We start from the raw sequence: 19,821 nt of genomic DNA on the forward strand, positions 1-19,821 counted from the left end.
CCGGGACGATGGTTCCGGGGGGCGGTTTTTGTTTTGGGGGTGGCGGGGCAGTACACGTTATGTCGGCTATGGGCGGGAAGCGGACGTTTGTTGCGTCGGAAACGAATGACCGAAATAGGGCTGGAAGCTGGCTGCCAGGGGTTAGGACTTGCTCTGCTATAGCTGTCGTACAGCATTTAATCGAGCAAAAGCTAGCAGTGACCGCATTCCGGAAGATTACTGTGGAGACTGGCCCTAAACACGCTGACTTAGTAGGATTATGTGGAGCCAGAGTTGTGACCAAATTTGGTTGTTCACACTTTTGTGCTTTTTAACCCACCGAAAGCCATCGTTCCGCACCGTTAGCGGCTGATGGCATGGAAAGCAGGCAAATGATGGACCTTTCGGCATACTTCGATGACTCGGGCAGCGACTTCGGTAAACGCGATCTCGTTTTCGCTGGATTGGTTAATCGCGACGACTCTTGGGAGCAGTTTAGCGTGGCATGGAGCGCGGCGCTGGCCAAGCCTCCGTCGATCGAGTACCTAAAGATGGCGGAAGCGAACGGTCTGCGGGGCCAATTCGCTGGCTGGACCCGAGACGTCCGCGACCAAAAACTGGAGAGTTTGGTAGAGGTCCTGGACCGTTTTCGGCCCCCTTGGACATATGATGTTTCCATTGGCCGGACAGAATACGAAAGACACGTATCTCCGGTATCGCCTCGCGGCCTTTCTACGCCTTATTTTGTCATTACCTTCGGGGCAGTTTCGGCCGTGGCCCGCCATTTGGCCAGCGAGGGAGTGAGCAAGCCGGTCAGGTTCATCTTTGATGAGCAGAACGGAGTAGACACGGACATCGCCCTCTTTTTAGACTACATGCTGGAAAATCTGGACTCGGACTCGCGTGAGCTGGTCAAGAGGCCCGTCGGCTACGGCGACGATAAGCACAACCTGCCCCTGCAGGTGGCGGATATGTTGGCGTGGCATATCCGCTGGCAACGGGAGGATAGAGAAGACCCAACTATAATGCGGCGAGCTGAGTACATTCGGTCCAAGACTCATATTGAAATGCCGATACCAGCGGAAATGATTCGTCGTTGGGGCACTGCTTTCTCTCAGGCGCTGCCTATCTTGGAAACCCTAAAGACGAAGGGAGAATGGCAGCGTTTGCGAACGGTCGCGGAACGGTCGAAGCGCGCTGGTTTTACACCGCCTCACGCTGACGATCCCGTGGAGGCACTTGCCAACATTCGAGCGGCTTGGGATAAGTTTCGAGGGAGCAGTTAGCGATGACGACTACTCCAATGCTGCCGATCAGTAGCAGTCGGTTCGGGTATTGGCCCCGGATTCGTCAAATGCGAGGTGTCTGCTCTTTCCGGTTGAGGTTTATAGAGGCATACTGACGGTAATCCACCCAATCAGGAACTTGGTGCGCAACACACTGTATGACTGCTTACGGAACCTTGACCGAAGACCACGGATGGCTGGATCGAGGGCGGAAAGTAGCGTTTCCTGGAGGAGCATTCGAACGGCAGCTTTGGGCCGAAAACGCCAATCCGTATACCCCCACCGCGGTTTTCGTACTGGCTCTTTTCCGCTATTTATCAGCTTCAGCATCCCCCCACTCACTTCCCCCGCTCCGACAGCCATATCCCGCCCAGCACCAGTCCCAGCGCCACCACGTGATAGACGTGCAGCATCTCGCCCAGGATCATCACGCTCAGCAACGTGCCGAAGATCGGGACCAGGTTGATGAAGATGCCGGCGCGGTTGGAGCCGATGATCTCGTTGCCCTTGATGAACATCACCTGGGCGATCAATGAGGGGAACACCGCGGTGAAGATGGCGATCAGCCATCCGGTCGTATCGGGCCAGATGATCGTGCCGCGCATCGCCTCATAGGCTGAAAACGGCAGCGAGGTGAGAAAGGCCGAGGCTGCCATCACCGTGATCATCGATTGCCAGTGCAGCACCGGCTTGTAGCGCAAGGCCACGGTGTAGCCGCCGTAAAACAGCACGGCGAGCAGCATCAGCGCGTCGCCCTGGTTGAGTTGCAGGCCGATCAGGCGGGTCAGGCTGCCGCTCGAGGCGGTGATGGCGACGCCCGCCACGGTGAGCACGAAGCCCGCGACCTGCGCCCAACTGGCCCTGATGCGAAACAGGATGAAGTTGGCCAGAAAGATCACCATCGGCATGCCGGCCTGCTCGATGGCGACATTGATGGCGGTGGTGTATTCCAGCGCTGAATACAGCAGGATGTTGAAAAACGCGAAGCCGAACATGCCATAACCGGCAAGCAAGGGCAGATTGGCCCGGATGGTGTTGGCGTCGCGGCGCAACTGGGGCAGGGTGAATGCCAGCAGGATCGCCAGCGCGGTGCCCCAACGGACCGAGGTCAGCAGCATCGGCGAGATATGGCCCACCGCCAGTTTTCCGGCCACGGCGTTGGCGCCCCATAACAGCGCGGTGATGGTCAGAAGCACATAGGCGCGAAGGATCAAGGCGGAATTTCCGGATTTCGGAGGTGGAACTTGCCGGTGGAGGCGGTGCTGTGGAGCCCGTGCGGACCCCCATGCACGCTTGTTTGGCCAGAAGCTGCATAATTGTCACGTAAAAAAGCCTGTTCCTTGTGCCAGAGGGTCGATTTTGGCGGTCCGAGTCTGTATGCATGCGCGGGTTTTTGTTTTCCGGGCCACTTGTGAAGGGGCCTGCTGCCAAGGGGATATCATGGCCAACGTAGTTGTCGTCGGATCGCAATGGGGTGATGAGGGTAAGGGCAAGATCGTCGACTGGCTGTCGGAGCGGGCCGATGTGGTTGTCCGGTTCCAGGGCGGTCACAATGCCGGCCATACGCTGGTGGTTGATGGCGCCGTCTACAAGCTGTCGCTGTTGCCTTCGGGCGTGGTCCGTCCGGGCAAGCTCGCCGTCATCGGCAACGGCGTGGTCATCGATCCGCATGCGCTGGTCAGCGAGATCGACCGGCTGGCCGGGCAGGGTGTCGTCATCAATGGCGACAACTTGCGGATTGCCGACAACGCCACGCTGATCCTGTCGCTGCACCGTGAGCTTGATGCGTTGCGCGAGGATGCGGCTTCCAATTCCGGCACCAAGATCGGCACCACGCGGCGCGGCATCGGCCCGGCCTATGAAGACAAGGTCGGACGCCGGGCCATCCGGGTGATGGATCTCGCCAATCTCGAAAGCCTGCCGGCCAAGGTCGACCGGCTGCTGACCCACCACAATGCGCTCAGGCGCGGCCTTGGCCAGCCGGAGTTTTCGGTCGAGACAATTTTGGAAGAACTCACTTCGGTTGCCGAGCGCATCCTGCCGTTCCGCGAGACCGTGTGGCTGCTGTTGGACAAGAAGCGCCGCGCCGGCGCGCGGATCCTGTTTGAAGGCGCGCAGGGCACGTTGCTCGATGTCGATCACGGCACCTATCCGTTCGTCACCTCGTCCAACACCATTGCCGGTCAGGCGTCCGCGGGCTCGGGCATGGGGCCGGGCGCGCTGAGCTATGTGCTGGGCATCACCAAGGCCTACACCACCCGCGTCGGCGAAGGGCCGTTCCCGACCGAACTCAATGACGCCACCGGCCAGTTCCTCGGCGAGCGCGGCCACGAGTTCGGCACTGTGACCGGCCGCAAGCGGCGCTGCGGCTGGTTCGATGCAGCACTTGTGCGCCAGTCGGTCGCGGTCAACGGCATCACCGGCATTGCGCTGACCAAGCTCGACGTGCTCGACGGTCTTGAAGAACTCAAGATCTGCGTCGGCTACGAGCTTGACGGCGAGCGCGTCGACCATCTTCCCGCCAGCCAGGGCGCGCAGGCACGCGTCACCCCGGTCTACGAGACCATCGAGGGATGGAAGGGCACCACGGTCGGCGCCCGAAGCTGGGCGGATCTGCCGGCGCAGGCGATCAAATACGTGCGGCGGATCGAGGAATTGATCGGCGCGCCGGTTGCGCTGCTGTCTACAAGTCCCGAGCGGGACGACACGATACTTGTGACTGACCCGTTTGAAGACTAGGTTAGCGCGAAAGCGCGATTGGCGGCGATCAACGGGAACAAACCAGGGTAAAACATGGCGGATTTTGTAGCAGTCATCCGGAAGGCAGTGGATAGCCTGTCTGAGAATACTCCGGAGAACCGGACCAAGGTCTATGACAAGGCGCGGGCTGCCATCCGCCGTCAGCTAGAGGCGATCAATCCGCAACCCTCCGACGAGGTGATCGCACGGCAGCTCGACAAGCTCGATCTTGCCATCGAGGAAGTCGAGAGCGAGCATGCCGAAGCGCTTCCCGCCGATCTCGACGAGGCCGATGCGCTGATGGCCGAGCTCGAATCGATGGTTGAAAAAAGCCCGGTGATCGTCGAGCCGGCGTCTCCACCTCAAATGGCCGCGCCGATCCCTGCGCCATCGCCTGCGCCACAACCCGCGCCCCAACCCGCGCAAGAGCCGGTGGCGGCCCAGGCCAGCGAACCTGAAGCGGTTGCTGCTTCGCCCCAACCCGCATCGCGTCCGTCCGATCTTGTCGGCGATGCTCATGATGAGGCCTTCGGGCTAGGGCACGCGCCGGACAAGCCCGAGCGGGCTTCGCGGGCGCGCCAGCCAGCGCGCGGCAAGGGCGGCAAGAGCGGCATCGCGGTGCTGGCTCTGGTTGTGCTGCTTGCCGCGGTCGCCTATGCCGGATGGGTTTACAAGGACAGCGTCATCGCGATGTTCGGTTCCGGCACCACCGATACGCCGGTCGCCACCGAGACCGCGCAACCGGCGGCGGAAACCGCGGTCGTCACGCCGGAGCCGGCAGCGCAGCCCGCGACGCCTGAACCGGCCGGTCCCGAGCCGGCAAGCGCTGACGACGGCAAGTTTACCCAGCGCCTGAACGCCGACGGGACCGAAATCGATGCCGGCCCCGCGCCGGGTCCGGCTGTCGACGATACGGTTGAGGGCCGGTCCGTGGCCGAACTCACCGATGCCGGCGCGGTGGATGAATCCGCTGCGGAGGAAGGTACCGCCGAAGCTCCGGTCTCGCCTCAGGATGCCACTGCACCGGCTTCGCAGCCGCTCGGCGTGGCGCAGAAGATGATCCTTTACGAGGAGCGGCTTGGACAGCAATCACTGGATGTCAATCAGGGCACGGTGGTCTGGACGCTGGTCAGCGAACCCTCGGGCGATGGTCCCGACGAGCAGGTTATTCGCGGCGAGATCAACAATCCCGAGAAAGGCCTGTCGGCGCTGATCACCATCAAGCGCAACACCGACCCGTCGCTTCCCGCCAGCCACATCATCGAAGTGGTGTTCGCCGTGCCCACCGATTTCGACGGCGGCTCGATCGACCAGCTGCAGCGCATCGCCATGAAACAGACCGAAGCTGATCAGGGCAATCCGCTGATTGCGGTGCCGGCCAAGATCACCCAGGATTTCTACATGGTGGCGCTCAATGACCTTGGCGAAGCCCGCGACGCCAATGTCGAAATGTTGCGCCAGCGCAACTGGATCGACATCCCAGTGGTCTATGCCAATGGCCGGCAGGCGCTGATCACGCTGGAAAAAGGCACCAGCGGCACCGAGGTGTTCAACCAGGCGCTCGACGCCTGGGCCAAGGCCGCGCCGGTGCAATAAGCCGAATCTGCCGCGCCTGACCGGATGGCCGCTCCCTCCGGTCGGGGGGGCAAAAGCGGCCGTCAGCGCTGATGTGCCCTGTCGTCGGGCAAAGCCGTAATGCGGCAACCCGGACCGGATACCAATTCTTCATTCTGATTTCGGAAATAGAGTTGCCGCTTGACCCAAGCTGTTGATTTTTAAGGGTCCGTTTACGCTGAAAGCCTAGTTTTCATTGTGAAAGCGGTTCCGGCGTGGAATGTCAGCTGGATCTTTTGGAGCTGTCGCATGCGTAGGCTGTGTGTTGAATTCACACCATTCTTGAAAAACGAACGGGGAAATTTCGGCATCTTCGCTGCAGCCCTGATTCCTGTGCTTTTTGCCGCTGCAGGGCTGGCGGTGGACTACACCAACATGTCCCGTGCCAGGTATGATCTGCAGAACATGGTCGATGCTTCGGTTCTGGCTGTGTCAAAGAAAAACAGCCAGGCCGGCGACCGCGAGGTTCTCTACCGCCAGATGCTCAAGGCGGAACTGGCCGGTTACGACGACATGACCCTCGTCGATGAAGGGCTGGAACAGACCGTCGGCGTCAACTTCATCCGCACCGATGCCCATGCCACAGCGAGCATCCCGCTGGTGTTCATGGGGCGCTTCATGCCCAACACGGTTTCGGTCGCGGCTTCGACATATTTTTCCACGCGCAGCATCGAAATCGCCATTGCCCTTGATAACACCGGTTCGATGGGAACCGGCGGGATCAACGCGCTCAAGCAAGCGTCCCACGCCCTGCTTGATTCGCTGGGTGACATCGACACGTCGAAGCAAAGTCTCAAGGTCGGTCTGATCCCCTTCGTCACGGCGGTCAATATCAAGGGCGATGGCTTCGACAGCGCCTGGATCGATGAAACCGGGAAGTCGCTCTACAATGGCTGGACATTTCTGACCGAGGCCCAGCGATCCGCCAGGCGGTCGTCGGGCAACAACACCGCCGACTTCTCCGCTGCAAACTACCCGCACCACCTCAACCTGTTTTCCTGGTCCAAAACAAGCTGGAAAGGCTGTGTCGAGGCCCGACCGGCACCTTACAACACCGATGTGACGCCACCCGACGCCACCAGGCCCGATACCCTGTTCGTGCCCTATTTCGCCCCCGATGAGCCGGGCAACCGCATGAGCGTGGGCGGAAACAACTCCTCGGCCTTCAATAATTCCTGGCTCGATGACGCGGTGTCGGGTGACCATGCCACGGTTCAGCGCTCGACCGTCAAATACACGACCAAGACCGCGGTGCAGAGCGATTTCAAGGACAGCACCGGACCGCTGACCCTGGGTCCGAACCGGGCCTGCCCGACGCCGATCGTGCCGCTGACGGCAACGCTGTCCAAGGTCAGGACCGGGATCGACGCCATGCAGTACTGGAATGGTTCGGGCACCAACATTGCCGAAGGTCTGGCATGGGGCTGGCGCGTGCTTTCGCCGGACGCACCCTATACCGAGGGCGCGGCGATCAATCCCGATGCGGTGACGAAAATTCTGGTGATCATGACCGATGGCACCAACGTGTCCTATGGCGCCAGCAACACCATCAACAAATCCGACTATGGCTCCTACGGCTTCCTGTCTGACGGCCGGATCAATTCGGCGTCCACCCAGTCCAAGGCCGAGGCCTATCTCAACACGGCGACCGCCAACATGTGCGTCGATATCAAGAAGCTCGGCATCGAGGTCTACACGGTTCTCTACAAGACCACGGCGACATCGCTGAAGGACATGTTCCGCACCTGTGCAACGCGCGAGGACAATTTCTTCATGGCCAGCGACGTCGTGTCGCTCAAGCAGGCATTCTCGGCAATCGGACAGTCGGTGGCCGGCGTCCGCATCAGCCACTGATACCGCTTTGGGGTACGCCGGCTCGGTGTCCTTGCCTGTCGCGGGGCATTCGGCCGCAGCCTCGGCCGGCTCACTCACACGTGCTGGCGGCCTCAAGCGCCGCGATCCGGTCGGCCTTCGCCAGCCGGCCCAGTCGTGCGACCGCGGCGTAGAAGCGAGGGTAGTCGCCCGAACAGTTTTCAAACAGACGGACAAACGCCGGAACCCGGTCATTGTAGACCGACGTGGCGGCGATCTTGGCGTTGTTGATCGGGGCCGCGACCCAGCCGTCATATCCGCCAAACCCACCCCAGCGGCGCTCGCGCATCTGCCGGTAGCGCACCCTCAGCCGCTCGATCGCGGCAGCCTTTGCGGCGCGCATCCAGTCCGGGGTGCCGGGGCCCTGATAGATCTGGTTCAACTCGTCGCGGGTCTGCGCCAGCAGCGCCACGAAGTCGGCGCTGCGCTTCAGGCCGGCCTCGTAGCGGCGCAACCCGGCTTCATCGCCCGCCGCGCGCAGCCATTTCTTCACCCCGGTGGTTTCGACAGTCACGGCGAAGGCTTCGTTGAAGGCCGAATCATCATCGACATAGACGCGCTGGTGCGCCAGTTCATGAAACACCAGGCTAGCCAGATAGGTCTCATCCCGGCGCAGCATGGTGGAGAGCAGCGGATCACTCGACCAGCCCAGCGTCGAATAGGCTGTAACGCCTGAGACATGCACGTCAAACCCCTGCCGCTGGAGCTTCGCAGCGCTCTCATTCGCGGCGGTCTTGGAAAAATATCCCCGGTAGGGCACGCAGCCGAACACCGGAAAGCACATCACCCGTGGCGCGAGCGAGAATTCCGGTGCGGCAAACACCGCCCAGGTCACATAGTCCCGGCCGATATCGGCGTAAGAGCGGTAGCTCGCATTGTCGGGCAGGTCGAGGCTGCCGATGGCAAACTGCCGTATCGCCCGCGCCGACGCCATCCGCGCGCGTAAATCCTCAGGCGTCGAAGCATCGCCGATCAGCCTTTCCACACTTTGCCGCGCCGCCATGATCTCGACATGGCCTTTGAGCGACTGCGCGTAATAGGCCACGCCGATGCAGCCGCTGAGGGCGGGGAGCAGCCCAAACGCAAAAATCACTCGAAAGAAGATACGCTTCACGGTCTGCCCACTGGGTTGCCCTCGCGAGCAGATGTCGCGGTGGCTCTTGAAAGAGGACCGAGTGTAAAGGCTGCGCGCCGGATTGAGCAAGGCTGCGGTGAGACATGGCTGAAGGCCGGATGATTGCCATCCAACCTTCGACAGAATTCAATCTGATGCGATCTCACCGACCTGCTTTTATAAGCGTCTATTCCTGTGCCAGAACCAGACGGAATATCCCAGCAACGCGAAGCAGATGCTGTTCTCGCGGATTTCGGCCACTTCGTAGCCGCTGCTCTGATTGCTGCCCAAGATCAGATACAGAACCTGAGCGGCAATGATGATGACGAGCCCCAGCATCGCCGGTGACCGCGCCAGGCGCCAACGCAGCAGCAGAATCGCGAAAATCATGATCCCGGCGAAGAACATCATTTGCTGAGGCATGATGTTCCATGACGCATACATGCCCGCCACCAAGGGCATGGCCAGAAGGGTGAAATCAGCAGGCGGTATGAAATGGTCGAGCTTGCCGCGAAGCTGGCCTGGCAGAACCTGAAGCAGCAGCGGTGCGAGGATGAATGCGGCAAACGCCACTCCGTAATAGATCATCTCGAAGCGGATGGTGTAGAAATTGTGCAGGTTGGTTTCCTGCTGGGTGTTGCCCTCGAACTGGGCCGGTGTGCCCCAACCAAAATAGTGCTGCCCGTAGGAGGTTTCCTCCAAGAGCAGCACCAGCACAGCAAGCGCCATTCCCACAGCCAGCAACCTGCCGGGAACGCCGAGGATTTTCAGATCACGCAGCGCGTCGCCTGTTGCCACCGCAACCAACAGAAATACCAGCGCCGCGGCAATCGCGGCCTCCTGAAGCAAGGCAATCGGACCAAGTTCCGCCACCGCGCCGCGAAGTGCCTCAGGTGCCTGCGCAAGCGCATAGGCCGTCCATATGTGAACGCTATAGCTGATCAACGCGATGATGCCGAGACCCCATCCTGCCACACCGGCGTTCCGGAAAAGTCTGGGCTCAGGCAGCGAGTCGGGTATGACTGCAAACACGATTGCCATGCCGCCGATCAGGCTGAGAACGGTGCGAATGGCGCCGCTCACTTGCCAGTCCGGATCCGCTTCGCTGAGAAAGGTGCGGTCAAACAGCGCCATGTCGATAAACAGCGAAGCCGCGATTGTGGCAGCGCCCAAGGCCAACAACGCCAGCCTTTGTTGCACCCTGTCGGGATGGCTGTAGGTATCCATAAACATGATGATACTCCTGATTTGCATCACGCGGTTTGAGATGCGATGAGCGTGCTGATTTCCTGAAGCGTATCGATCTGTGAGACATTGAAATCCGGATCGCTCAGATCGACGCCGTAATCGGTCTCCAGCGTGAGCAGAAGGCTGACTGCGGCGATCGAATCCAGGCGACCACTGTCAAACAGGGATTCACTGTCTTCGAAAGAAGCATCCTGGTCCCGTGCAACCAGCATCTGTGAAATGGTGTTGCGCACGGTGTCGATGTTCACTGATGTCATGATGTCACTCCGAACAAGCTGGCGAGGAAAGAAATACGGTCTCCGACCGGGACAAGGCCATCGTGGTTGTCAAACACTTGAAGCAAGGCGAAGAAGAGGATCACCTGGACCCGCGGCACAACATCATGGCGCAGCCAGCCATCCTTGGCCGTGGTCCGTCGCTGGAAGAGTTGCGACCAGATCAGTCCTGCAGTCAGCGCACCTGCATAAATCGTGTAGGAATAGAAGTTATGGATGGTATCCATGAAGCCATTGATCGCAAAACCAGGGGAATCACTGATCAGATCGAAAAGAATGTTTCCCACAAAGGCCGCCATGAAGGTCGCAAACGCGAGCCGCAGCCGGGGATGGTTTTTGAAAAACCGCTGGAAGGTCGGATAGAAGAAGAAATCCGCCAGCAGCTCTTTGAAATAAAACAGGTAGCGTGACCAGAACTCCGACATCGTGCGCGAGGCGAGCGGCTTTGCCAGACCGCGCGGAACGCCGAAGCCAGCCATGCGGATCACTGCGACAAAAACATGAATCGAGACTGCGAAAGCTACAAGCTCCGACAGGAACGTCACGGCAAGGATGACCCAGCGCGAGGCGAGAGTCACCTCAGCTCCCGCCGCAATGGCGGGGATTGCGGTTTCAAGATGCGGGATTTCCAGCACACCAGCCAGAGTGCGGTTGAACAGGATCTCGCCAACGCAGTAGAGAATTGCAGCCCAGACCAGCAGCTTGAGCGCTTTAAGTCGTGTCGCAGCAAGTTCGGTGCTGTTCTTGGCCTCAAACTTCTTGAAAAATGCCGGCCCCTTCAACGGCACCGAACCATAGGCCCAGACCGGACGAAGAAAACCTATCTGCTGATAGGATGGCAGGGCCGTCTTGGAGCGCGCATCAAGAAGAATATAGCCGACAAAGAAGAATGATCCCGACAGATATCCCAACGAAATCCAGGACGCAGAAAAAAGCGGATGTGTTTGCGGAAGGAGAACCGTCATGGTTGAAAGGCCGACCCCGAGGAGAAGCATGAGCCATATCGGATGCTTCGCAATGACGCCGATTTTGCGTGACGTCTGATTTTTGATCAGCAGAAACACAAAGGCCATGAAGATCAGCCCGAAGCCGATGAAGGAGGCATCGGCAGGCACCATCGTGCCGAATGAATTCCACAGCTCGTCAAACAGCGTGTAGTGCGGTTCCTGCTTGAGGGGGCGCAGCAAGAAGTAGACTGCGCCAACACCAGTCAATGCGAGCATGCGCCGTGCAGGGAAAGCTGCACACAGCAGCAACGCGAACGCAATCAGGATGAAGTGCTTGTTACGAACCACGGGCATGAGCATCAGCAACCCGATAAATCCGGCGTGCAGAACCACTTGGCCCCTTAAGGTCTGAGCCCAGTGGAGAACGGTCTCGTTCTTATCCATCTCAAGCCATTTACGACGCCATTTCAACGGATTGAAGGTGTCAGGGCGGGTGGTCTGAATTGTGTCAAGCGAAGTCATGATGCTTGTTCCAATTCGACCTGTTCAGCCTCAAGCCTGCGCGACAGGGCATTGCGGTCGATTTTGCCATTGGCGTTTAGCGGCATGGTTTCGATTGCCTCGATGCGGGCGGGAATCATATGCGGCGGCAGAACCGACCGGAGATAATCGCGGATTTGCTGGCTGTCGTGTTGCGAGGCGGAGTAAAATCCCACCAGGCCTTCGGCCACGCCGTCGCTCACGGGCCATGCCACGGCGACCGCCATATCTGTCCCTGCGGCTTTTCGCAGCCGGGTGTCGATTTCTTCAAGTTCCACGCGATGGCCGTGCAGCTTGATCTGGTTGTCGAGCCGGCCGAGATGGTGGAAGATGCCATCTTCATCGCGATAACCGCGGTCGCCAGTGAGGTACCAGCGCTTGCCATTTCGCGCCGGAAAGCGCGCGGCGGTCAGCTCGGGCTGCTGAAAATAACCGTCAGCCAGTTGCGCGCCCGCAAGTGCAATTTCGCCAGCATCTCCGTTTTCCACCGGCTGACCGTCGGGCCCTACGATCTCGGCTTCCATGCCTGGATAAGGCTCTCCGATGGCGACGATGGCGCGCGACCCGGTTTGGCGCCCCTCAACGGTCCAGGTCTGGCGCAGGCAGGCGATTGTTGCTTCGGTCGGACCGTAGATGTTGTCGACAATGCTGTTGGGTGCTGCCTTCACCCAGTCCTCGGCAGTGGCTACAGGCAAAGGTTCCCCGCAAAACAGTGAAATCCTCAGTGATGGCATGCTGTCGGGAGACAGGCCGCCTGTTTTTCGGGTCATCGCAACAACCGACGGCACCGCGAGCCAGGTGGTGATCTGATGGGCCCTGACGAAGCGTGCCGGCGCGATCATATCCAGCGGCCGCATGATATGCAGCGCTCCACCCGCCTTCCAGGTCGACAACATGTTGTGAACGGACAGATCAAAGGTGATGTCGCAGGTTTCTGCCGCGCGGTCTTCCGGGCCGAAATCGTACCAGGTCTCCATCGCCTTGAGGTATGAGGCGACAGCGCCTGCCGAAACCATGACACCCTTTGGCTTTCCGGTGGTACCCGATGTGAATTCAATATAGGCGGTATGCTTCGCGCCGACTTTCACCGGCTCATCAGTCCCGGCGTCTGTCGCAAGCACCGGACTGCCCTTGATGAGCCTGAAATCGCCTCGATGCTCCCCGGGTGCAAGAATTGTGTCTGGAGCGGCTGCGGTGACGTCGGCTGCAAGCAGCTTTTCGCCGGCCTTGTCGACGATGAGCGCATCAAGTTTCAGCATTTCGAAAAGTTCGATCAGCCGATCTTTGGGTAGTTTCAGCCCGATCGGAACATATGTTCCACCAGCCCACGAGGTGGCGAGAATCCCAATGCAGGCCTCGGTGCTGCGAGACGCAAGAATTCCAATGCGGCCGTGGCTCAAAACAGGTTGAAGGCAACAAGCGCACGCCTGCACCTTTTGCTTGAGGGCCTTGTAGGTGAACGGGTCCGATCCGACCAAAAGAGCGTTCCGTTCTGGAAACTCTATCGCGGCCCGGTTGAATGGTGAAGCAATATTGAAATCATGTTTCACGTCATACTCCCCGCTTTTCGAGGAGATGCGTATCATCAAGGCGACGACGTCTCAATTTTATATGTTTGTTTACCTTAATGTTTAAAATTGTATCTATTCATGTATTTAGGCGTCTTGTTGAATAGTCTTTTGTTAAGGCTAGAATATAACCGACATTTCGGATGGTTATTTTCTTGTTTGCATGGGGTTGCCTTGGGAACTTGGCGCTGCCCGGGAATGGATCTGCGTGAAGGTCAGTTTTCCGTTCCAAACGGATGGCCGGGGCTGACGGAGCCTTGGCCGGAGGGAGGCGGTGGGTTTTGGCGCGCGGGCACTGTTCCCGCTGGCCAGAAGCCCGGCCAAGGGAACGCCCCGGGCTTTGCCGGAACCGGAGACCTGCCGGTCCGCACCGATTCCATCGGGCCCAGTGGGAACAAACAGCGGGTGAGACAGTTTGTGTCACATGACAGACATCCACTATACTGACGACCGGGAATTGATCGTGATCGAGCGGGAGCTCGAACAGCTGAACCGGCTGGCCAAAACGCTGGACAGCCGGTTCATCCTTCCGGGCACGTCGATCCGCTTCGGACTGGACACGGTTATAGGCCTGATTCCAGGCGTCGGCGACACGCTGGTGGCCGCCCCCTCGATCTGGATCATCTGGCGCGGACACAGGATGGGGATCGGCAAACGCCATATTGCCCGCATGGTCGCCAATTCGGCGGCCGATTACGTGATCGGTCTGGTGCCGGTGATCGGCGATCTCTTTGACGTCGGCTTCAAGGCCAATCTGCGCAATGTCGCCATCCTGCGCGAGCAACTTGGTGTCAGAAAACAGACACATAGCTCTGCGCAAACCCAAACGGGTGCAATGCCCTGAATGCTGCCGCGCCCGGCAGCGTGACGACCGATTGCCCGCCCGGACAGGCCAGCCGATGCGCCGTGCAAAATACGTCTCCCCAAAAAAATCATCCCGAGTTTTTCCCCACCCTTTGCCCCCATGCGATACTGGCCTTACCTTCTGTTCCAAGCGGATGGCCGGGGCTGACGGAGCCTTGGCCGGCGGGAGGCGGTGAGTTTTGGCGCGCGGGCACCGTACCCGCGGACCAAAAGCCCGGCGATTGCGTTCACCCCGGCAAAAATTTGCCGGAACCGGAGACCTGCTGGTCCGCACCAGCACCGGCGGCGTCGCAAATGACGCCGGTCCTGACAAGGCCTGCTTATGCTGGACGGTATCGAGGCCGGGAGCGGGCAGGCAAGGGCGGGTTCGGCTGGCGGTTCAGCCGAACGCAACGAACCGTCCGGGACTGGGTGAGAGCTTCGGCGGGAAGGAAGTCATATGCGCCCGGAAAGCGCATGTGTCCCTCACCGGTGGGGCGCGGGTGATTGCGCCAATCCACTTCTTCCACCACCACGGGCCTGTCGCCCGCGCGCCCCGCAAGTCCGGATTGTTGCCGGACACCCTAACTGCCCTTGAACCGACGGCGAGTTTTTCGCGCGCGGGGTTTTGGGGTGGCTGATGGGGGGTGGCGGGCATTGTCTCTCCACCCCGTCATGCCGGATCAAGTCCGGCATGACGGAAGGTCCGATCGGGTCTGCATGACGAAGGGGCGGACGGATGACGACGATGGGGTACGCACTCAAAACCCCGAAAGCGTTTGCCGCTTCCGGGGTCCGATATGTTCCGCGATCCGTGCGCGTCTCAGTCGGCGACCGTAACCAGCGCCTTGTCGCGCGCGGCGGCGGATTTCTGCACCGCGTCCTGCACCTTTTCAAAGGCGCGCACTTCGATCTGGCGCACCCGCTCGCGGCTGATGTCGAACTCGGTGGAGAGATCCTCCAGCGTGATCGGATCGTCGCGCAGGCGGCGCGCCTCGAAGATCCGCCGTTCGCGTTCATTGAGCACGCCGAGCGCGCTCTGCAGCATGGCGCGGCGGGTTTCCAGCTGATCCTGTTCGACCAGCATGTCTTCCTGGGTTTCGGAATCATCGACCAGCCAGTCCTGCCACTGGCCCGATTCTCCCTCGCCGGTCTTGATCGGCGCATTGAGCGAAGCGTCGCCGGCCAGGCGACGGTTCATCGAAATGACTTCCGCCTCCGAGACATTGAGCTTGGTGGCGATCTCGGCAACCTGGTCCGGCCTGAGGTCGCCATCATCGACCGCCTGAATCTTGCTCTTGACCTTGCGCAGGTTGAAGAACAGCCGTTTCTGGTTGGCGGTGGTGCCCATCTTGACGAGGCTCCACGAGCGCAGGATATATTCCTGGATCGAGGCCTTGATCCACCACATGGCGTAGGTGGCCAGCCGGAAGCCGCGCTCCGGGTCGAATTTCTTGACCGCCTGCATCAGCCCGACATTGCCTTCGGAAATGACTTCGCCGATCGGCAGGCCGTAGCCGCGATAGCCCATCGCAATCTTTGCGACCAGACGAAGATGGCTGGTGACCAGCTTGTGCGCGGCCTTGGTGTCCTCATGCTCGAGAAACCGCTTGGCCAGCATGTATTCTTCCTGCGGTTCCAGCATCGGGAACTTGCGGATTTCGGAAAGATAACGGTTCAGACCGTTCTCGCCGGCGGAAATGGACGGTAAACTTACTTGGGCCATGACAGCACCCCCTGATCCCTGTTTCTGGCTTCCTTGCGGCAAGCCTCCAGCCCCGGACCGAAAATCGCATCCGGGTCTGATCCAGATGTCATGTAATTGTGGCGAAACCCGGGATCAAGATGCATCGGCCATCACGCTCGCGTGATAGCTGCCGCCGGCGGGCTTCAAAGACCCGCCAATGCTGTGCGCAACTCTTCCATGTCGGCGGGCAGCGGGGCTTCAAACCGCAAGGTTTCGCCGCTTGCCGGGTGTTCGAACACCAGCAGGAACGCATGCAGCGCCTGCCGCGGGAAGGCGTTGACGATCTCGCGGACCTCATCGGGCAGGCGGTTGGCCTTGGTCCGGAAGGCCCCGCCATACTCGGCGTCGCCGATCAGCGGATGGCCGATATGGGCCATGTGCACCCGGATCTGGTGGGTGCGCCCGGTTTCCAGCCTGCATTCGACCAGCGATGCGTCGCTGGTTCCGTCGGGTTTTTCGGCATAGCGCGCGCAGACCAGATAATGGGTCACGGCATGACGGACATCGTCGCCGCCATCGGTGCGCACCGCGCGGCGGATCCGGTCGCGGGCGCGGCCGAGGCTGGCGTTGATGGTGCCCTTGAGCCCTTGCGGCTTGCCCCAGACAATGGCCTGGTAGGCGCGTTCGAGCGGACCGGTCAGTCCGTGGTCGGCGAATTGCTCGGAAAGATGGCGATGGGCATGATCGTTTTTCGCCACCACCATCACCCCGGTGGTGTCGCGGTCGAGGCGATGGACGATGCCCGGCCGCCGCACCCCGCCGATGCCCGACAGGCTGTCGCCGCAATGATGGATCAGTGCGTTGACCAGGGTTCCGGTCCAGTTGCCCGCGCCGGGGTGAACCACCAGCCCGGCCTGCTTATTGAGCACGATCAGGTCGTCGTCCTCGTATAGGATCTCGAGCGGGATGTCCTCGCCCACCGGATCGGCGTCCTCCGGTTCGGGCATGCTCAGGTCCACCGTGTCGCCGGGATGGATCTTGTGTTTTGCCTGTTTGGCGGCAACGCCGTTGACGGTGACGGCGCCGGCCTCGATCAGCGCCTTGATGCGGCTGCGCGACAGATCAGGCTCCAGCTCGGCCGCCAGCCAGGCGTCGAGCCTGCCGCCGGCATCCTCGCCGGCCACCAGGGTTTTGTGGTCAAGTCCGGCATCGGGGAGAAGTTGGGCTTCCCTATGCGGCTCGGCTTCGTTAAACGGGGTCGCGTTCTTCAATTTCAGGGTCCGCCCGGCAAGGAATGGAAATGTCGACAGTGAATGATGACGATCTCGACGAAAAGCCGCTTGATCCGGAGATGGAAAAGGTGCGGCGCAAGATGGTGCGGCTGCTGGCCGTGTCGATCGGCGTCATGTTCATCGGTCTTATGGCCGTGCTGGGCGCAATTGTCTATAAATTCACGCAACGCGGCGACACGCCGGTTGCCGAGGCTCAGCTTGGCGGCTCTTTCATGACCGTGCCGTCCGATGCGCCGTTTGAAGCCGTGGCGGCGCTGCCGGCGGGGTTTGTCATTGAAAGCGTTTCGCTGGATGGCGCCCGCATCGGCTTTTTCGGCCGCGCGTCCGATGGATCAAGACGTCTTGCCATCTACGATGTGTCGGTTGGCCGCATCGTCGGCGATATTGTCGTGATCAACCGCTGATCATGGTGGGTGAGGGGCGTCTGATCCGGATTGAAGATCCTGCGGATGCCCGCATCGTCGAGTTTACCGCGATGCGCGACCGGGATCTCGCCGGGCGCGGCGACCGGTTTATCGCCGAAGGCCGGGTCGTGCTGCAGGCGCTCCTGGATGCGGAGACCGGCGGCGGGCGCTTCGTTCTCGAAAAAGCGCTGATTCTCGAAAACCGCGTCGATGGCCTTGGCGATGTTCTCGCCCGCATGAATGACGCCTGTCCGGTCTACGTTGCGGGACGCGATGTGCTGGATGCCGCGGTTGGCTTTGCCATGCATCGCGGCATTCTGGCGGTCGGGCGGCATGTTCCGGCGCAGTCCCTGCCGGAGTTCCTGTCAGACATGCCCGAGCAGGCATTGCTGGTTGTGGCCTGCGGAATTGCCAATCACGACAATATTGGCGGGATTTTTCGAAACGCCGGCGTCTTCGGCGCCGACGGCATCGTGCTCGACGCCTGCTGCTGCGATCCGCTTTATCGCAAGGCAATCCGGGTCTCGGTCGGGGCGGCGCTCAGGGTTCCGTTCTGCCGTGGCGGCTCGATCGCCGATCTGGTGTCCACGCTTTCATCCGGCGGCTTCGAGGTCGTCGGCCTGTCGCCTTCAGGCGCCGAGCCGCTGGCCGGTTTCAAGCCGGGCCGGCGTGTGGCGCTGCTGGCGGGAACCGAAGGCGAAGGGCTGCCTGCCGGCATTCTCGATGTCGTCAAGACGCTCAGGATCGAGCAGGCGCCGGGCATGGACAGCCTCAATGTGGCGACTGCCAGCGGTATCGCGCTTTGGCATGTCGCTGGTCAAATGGGCCGCACCGAGAGCAGTTGAATTCAGTCTCACCGCCGGGCCGGCCGGATCAATGGTTGGCGGAGATCATGTCCCGGGCGCGCGTGGCAAGGCTCGGCTCGCTTGTCCCGGAACGTCCCGGTTCCTCGTTTCCGGCAAGGATGGTGTTGACGCGTGAGGCTTTGCCTTCCCTGCTGGCGGTCAGTTCGACCATCATAGCCGCGACAGTGGCAATTTCCCGGCGCAGCGCGGCATCATTCCTGTCCTTGTCTGCCTTCAGCAATCGTTCGACAAGCGCCGCCTGACGGGCGCGGAGACGGTCAATCTTCTCGTCCTCGCTCATGACGTCGGTTTCGTGCCCGTTTGCTTCCGGCTCCACGGATGCGGGCGAAGGGGGTGCGGGCTTGTCTTGCTGCTGGTGCGCTGGGTTCTCTGCGGTGCTGTGTTTGATTTCGGCTGGCGAAGCAGGCTCCTGCTTCAGCCCGGTGACAGCGCGCAACGCCGGCTTTGATTTTGGTTGCTGATTTTTGCCGGATCCGGAATCCGTTGCCGTGCTTGTTCCGTTGGCGGATTTTTTGAGCGCACTCCTGGCTGCCCTCAATTCCTCCGACAATTGCCGGTTTTTCTGCCGGAAACGCTCGATTTCGGCAACACGGCGGTCGAGTGCGTTTTCACGGTCAGTCAGCGCCGTTATCGCCTTGGCGAGTTTTTCCTCGTTCTGCGTCAGCCGATCCTCACTGCTTTTCAGCCGGTTTTCGAGATCCCGAGCAGCGTTTTCGGCGAGCTTGAGGGATTCGCGCAACGCGTTGCGTTCATCGCGAAGTTCCCTGATCTGCGATTTGAAGTTTTCGGCTTCGGTATCAAGCGTGACAAGATCAATGCGAAGTTCCTCGAGCTCGGAACCAAGTCGGTTGATCTGGTCATCACGCTTTGCCATTTCCTGCCGGCGTGCCTCGGCCAACCGGGTCGCGTCACTGAAATTGCCGGTCAGTGTCGTGATCTTGTCGTCACGCTCTGTCACTTCGGCGTTGAGGTCGCGAATGCTGGCGTCCCGCTGCGTGATGGTTTCCTCGGCGGACAGTTTCGCGGCGCGGATTGCCACCAGATCGTCGCTTAGCCTTGCGCTGCGCGCGACGCTTTCGCTGAGCAGGTCGCGATTGCGCTTGAGATCCACCGACAGCCGAGCGTTTTCAGCGGCAAAGGCGGCTCTGGCCATGTCCTTCTCGGCGCGGATTTCCGCGGCTGACAAGGGGACGCTGGCGCGGATGCGCCGCTCGGTCAAGCTCACCACACGGCGTTGAACAATTGGCGCAACGATCAGCGCGACCAGAGCGGCCGCGAGAAAACCCAACGCAAATAGCAGGACAAACTCGATCACTGTGAACCCACATTGTCACTGGCAGGGCTTAAGAATGAAACCCGGCAAAACCTGGGAGAGCTTTAAGCATGGCCAATACATATCGGCAAGCCGCATCATGGAACCAGAACGGGCGGCGGCGACAATAAAGCGGCCGGTGACGGTCGCCTCAAGCTTCGGATTACTTCAATTCTGTCTAGAACGGGTTCCATGTCGGCGACGGCGTCATCTTCAGATAGCCGATATTGACGCC

At 60.5% G+C, this 19,821-nt stretch carries 17 protein-coding genes; 8 read left to right on the forward strand and 9 right to left on the reverse strand.

Annotated features, from left to right (window positions below; all coding sequences use genetic code 11):
* Nucleotides 1–371: 371 nt before the first annotated feature.
* A complete protein-coding gene (locus ABJN75_RS19910) occupies nt 372–1,265 on the forward strand; it encodes a DUF3800 domain-containing protein (RefSeq protein ID WP_348441340.1) in 894 nt (297 codons plus the stop codon).
* Between the two features lie 338 nt (nt 1,266–1,603).
* Here the strand turns inward: ABJN75_RS19910 and ABJN75_RS19915 are convergent, their stop codons facing one another.
* Nucleotides 1,604–2,479, reverse strand: a complete 876-nt coding sequence (locus tag ABJN75_RS19915; protein ID WP_348441341.1) for a DMT family transporter — start codon at nt 2,477–2,479, stop codon at nt 1,604–1,606.
* 226 nt (nt 2,480–2,705) lie between these two features.
* Between ABJN75_RS19915 and ABJN75_RS19920 the strand changes: the two genes are divergently transcribed.
* From ABJN75_RS19920 to ABJN75_RS19930, 3 genes are all read left to right on the forward strand, one after another.
* Entirely contained in the window at nt 2,706–4,004 is a 1,299-nt protein-coding gene (locus tag ABJN75_RS19920; protein ID WP_348441342.1) for an adenylosuccinate synthase, read from the forward strand.
* Between the two features lie 54 nt (nt 4,005–4,058).
* Complete coding sequence (locus ABJN75_RS19925) at nt 4,059–5,600, forward strand: hypothetical protein (RefSeq protein WP_348441343.1); 1,542 nt, start codon at nt 4,059–4,061, stop codon at nt 5,598–5,600.
* A gap of 267 nt (nt 5,601–5,867) precedes the next feature.
* A complete protein-coding gene (locus tag ABJN75_RS19930) occupies nt 5,868–7,472 on the forward strand; it encodes a pilus assembly protein (protein ID WP_348441344.1) in 1,605 nt (534 codons plus the stop codon).
* A 70-nt stretch (nt 7,473–7,542) separates the two neighbouring features.
* On the opposite strand, the gene ABJN75_RS19935 is transcribed toward ABJN75_RS19930, so the two are convergent.
* The 5 genes from ABJN75_RS19935 to ABJN75_RS19955 form a co-directional block, all read right to left on the reverse strand.
* On the reverse strand, nt 7,543–8,604 hold the full coding sequence (locus ABJN75_RS19935) for an aminopeptidase (RefSeq protein WP_348441345.1): 1,062 nt from the start codon (nt 8,602–8,604) through the stop codon (nt 7,543–7,545).
* Between the two features lie 177 nt (nt 8,605–8,781).
* A complete protein-coding gene (locus ABJN75_RS19940; protein ID WP_348441346.1) occupies nt 8,782–9,837 on the reverse strand; it encodes a hypothetical protein in 1,056 nt (351 codons plus the stop codon).
* A gap of 20 nt (nt 9,838–9,857) precedes the next feature.
* Nucleotides 9,858–10,109: a phosphopantetheine-binding protein gene (locus ABJN75_RS19945; RefSeq protein WP_348441347.1), complete on the reverse strand. Its 252-nt coding sequence runs from the start codon at nt 10,107–10,109 to the stop codon at nt 9,858–9,860.
* A complete protein-coding gene (locus ABJN75_RS19950; RefSeq protein WP_348441348.1) occupies nt 10,106–11,596 on the reverse strand; it encodes a hypothetical protein in 1,491 nt (496 codons plus the stop codon). Before ABJN75_RS19950 ends, ABJN75_RS19945 begins: the two co-directional genes overlap by 4 nt.
* The gene (locus ABJN75_RS19955; RefSeq protein ID WP_348441355.1) at nt 11,593–13,200 is read right to left on the reverse strand and encodes an AMP-binding protein; all 1,608 of its coding nucleotides are present in this window, start codon (nt 13,198–13,200) and stop codon (nt 11,593–11,595) included. The genes ABJN75_RS19950 and ABJN75_RS19955 overlap by 4 nt, the downstream gene beginning before the upstream one ends.
* Before the next feature lie 406 nt (nt 13,201–13,606).
* Between ABJN75_RS19955 and ABJN75_RS19960 the strand changes: the two genes are divergently transcribed.
* Nucleotides 13,607–14,026, forward strand: a complete 420-nt coding sequence (locus ABJN75_RS19960) for a DUF4112 domain-containing protein (protein WP_348441349.1) — start codon at nt 13,607–13,609, stop codon at nt 14,024–14,026.
* Between the two features lie 822 nt (nt 14,027–14,848).
* On the opposite strand, the gene rpoH is transcribed toward ABJN75_RS19960, so the two are convergent.
* Together rpoH and ABJN75_RS19970 are read right to left on the reverse strand one after the other, a co-directional pair.
* Complete coding sequence (rpoH, locus tag ABJN75_RS19965) at nt 14,849–15,751, reverse strand: RNA polymerase sigma factor RpoH (protein WP_348441350.1); 903 nt, start codon at nt 15,749–15,751, stop codon at nt 14,849–14,851.
* Nucleotides 15,752–15,915: 164 nt separating this feature from the next.
* Nucleotides 15,916–16,899 carry an RluA family pseudouridine synthase gene (locus ABJN75_RS19970; RefSeq protein WP_348441356.1) on the reverse strand — a complete coding sequence of 328 codons (984 nt, stop codon included), beginning with the start codon at nt 16,897–16,899 and terminating at the stop codon, nt 15,916–15,918.
* Between the two features lie 113 nt (nt 16,900–17,012).
* On the opposite strand from ABJN75_RS19970, the gene ABJN75_RS19975 reads away from it, so the two are divergent.
* Both ABJN75_RS19975 and ABJN75_RS19980 read left to right on the forward strand, forming a co-directional pair.
* Nucleotides 17,013–17,408, forward strand: a complete 396-nt coding sequence (locus tag ABJN75_RS19975) for a hypothetical protein (RefSeq protein ID WP_348441351.1) — start codon at nt 17,013–17,015, stop codon at nt 17,406–17,408.
* Between the two features lie 2 nt (nt 17,409–17,410).
* Nucleotides 17,411–18,253, forward strand: a complete 843-nt coding sequence (locus ABJN75_RS19980; RefSeq protein WP_348441352.1) for an RNA methyltransferase — start codon at nt 17,411–17,413, stop codon at nt 18,251–18,253.
* A 28-nt stretch (nt 18,254–18,281) separates the two neighbouring features.
* Here ABJN75_RS19980 and ABJN75_RS19985 read toward each other — a convergent pair whose 3' ends face one another.
* Nucleotides 18,282–19,589 carry a hypothetical protein gene (locus tag ABJN75_RS19985; RefSeq protein WP_348441353.1) on the reverse strand — a complete coding sequence of 436 codons (1,308 nt, stop codon included), beginning with the start codon at nt 19,587–19,589 and terminating at the stop codon, nt 18,282–18,284.
* A 34-nt stretch (nt 19,590–19,623) separates the two neighbouring features.
* Here ABJN75_RS19985 and ABJN75_RS19990 point away from each other — a divergent pair.
* Nucleotides 19,624–19,821 (forward strand): hypothetical protein (locus ABJN75_RS19990; protein ID WP_348441354.1); only part of this gene is annotated, 198 nt, incomplete at its 3' end.

The sequence above is a fragment of the Hoeflea sp. genome (assembly GCF_039975035.1).
Classification (GTDB): Bacteria; Pseudomonadota; Alphaproteobacteria; order Rhizobiales; family Rhizobiaceae; genus Hoeflea.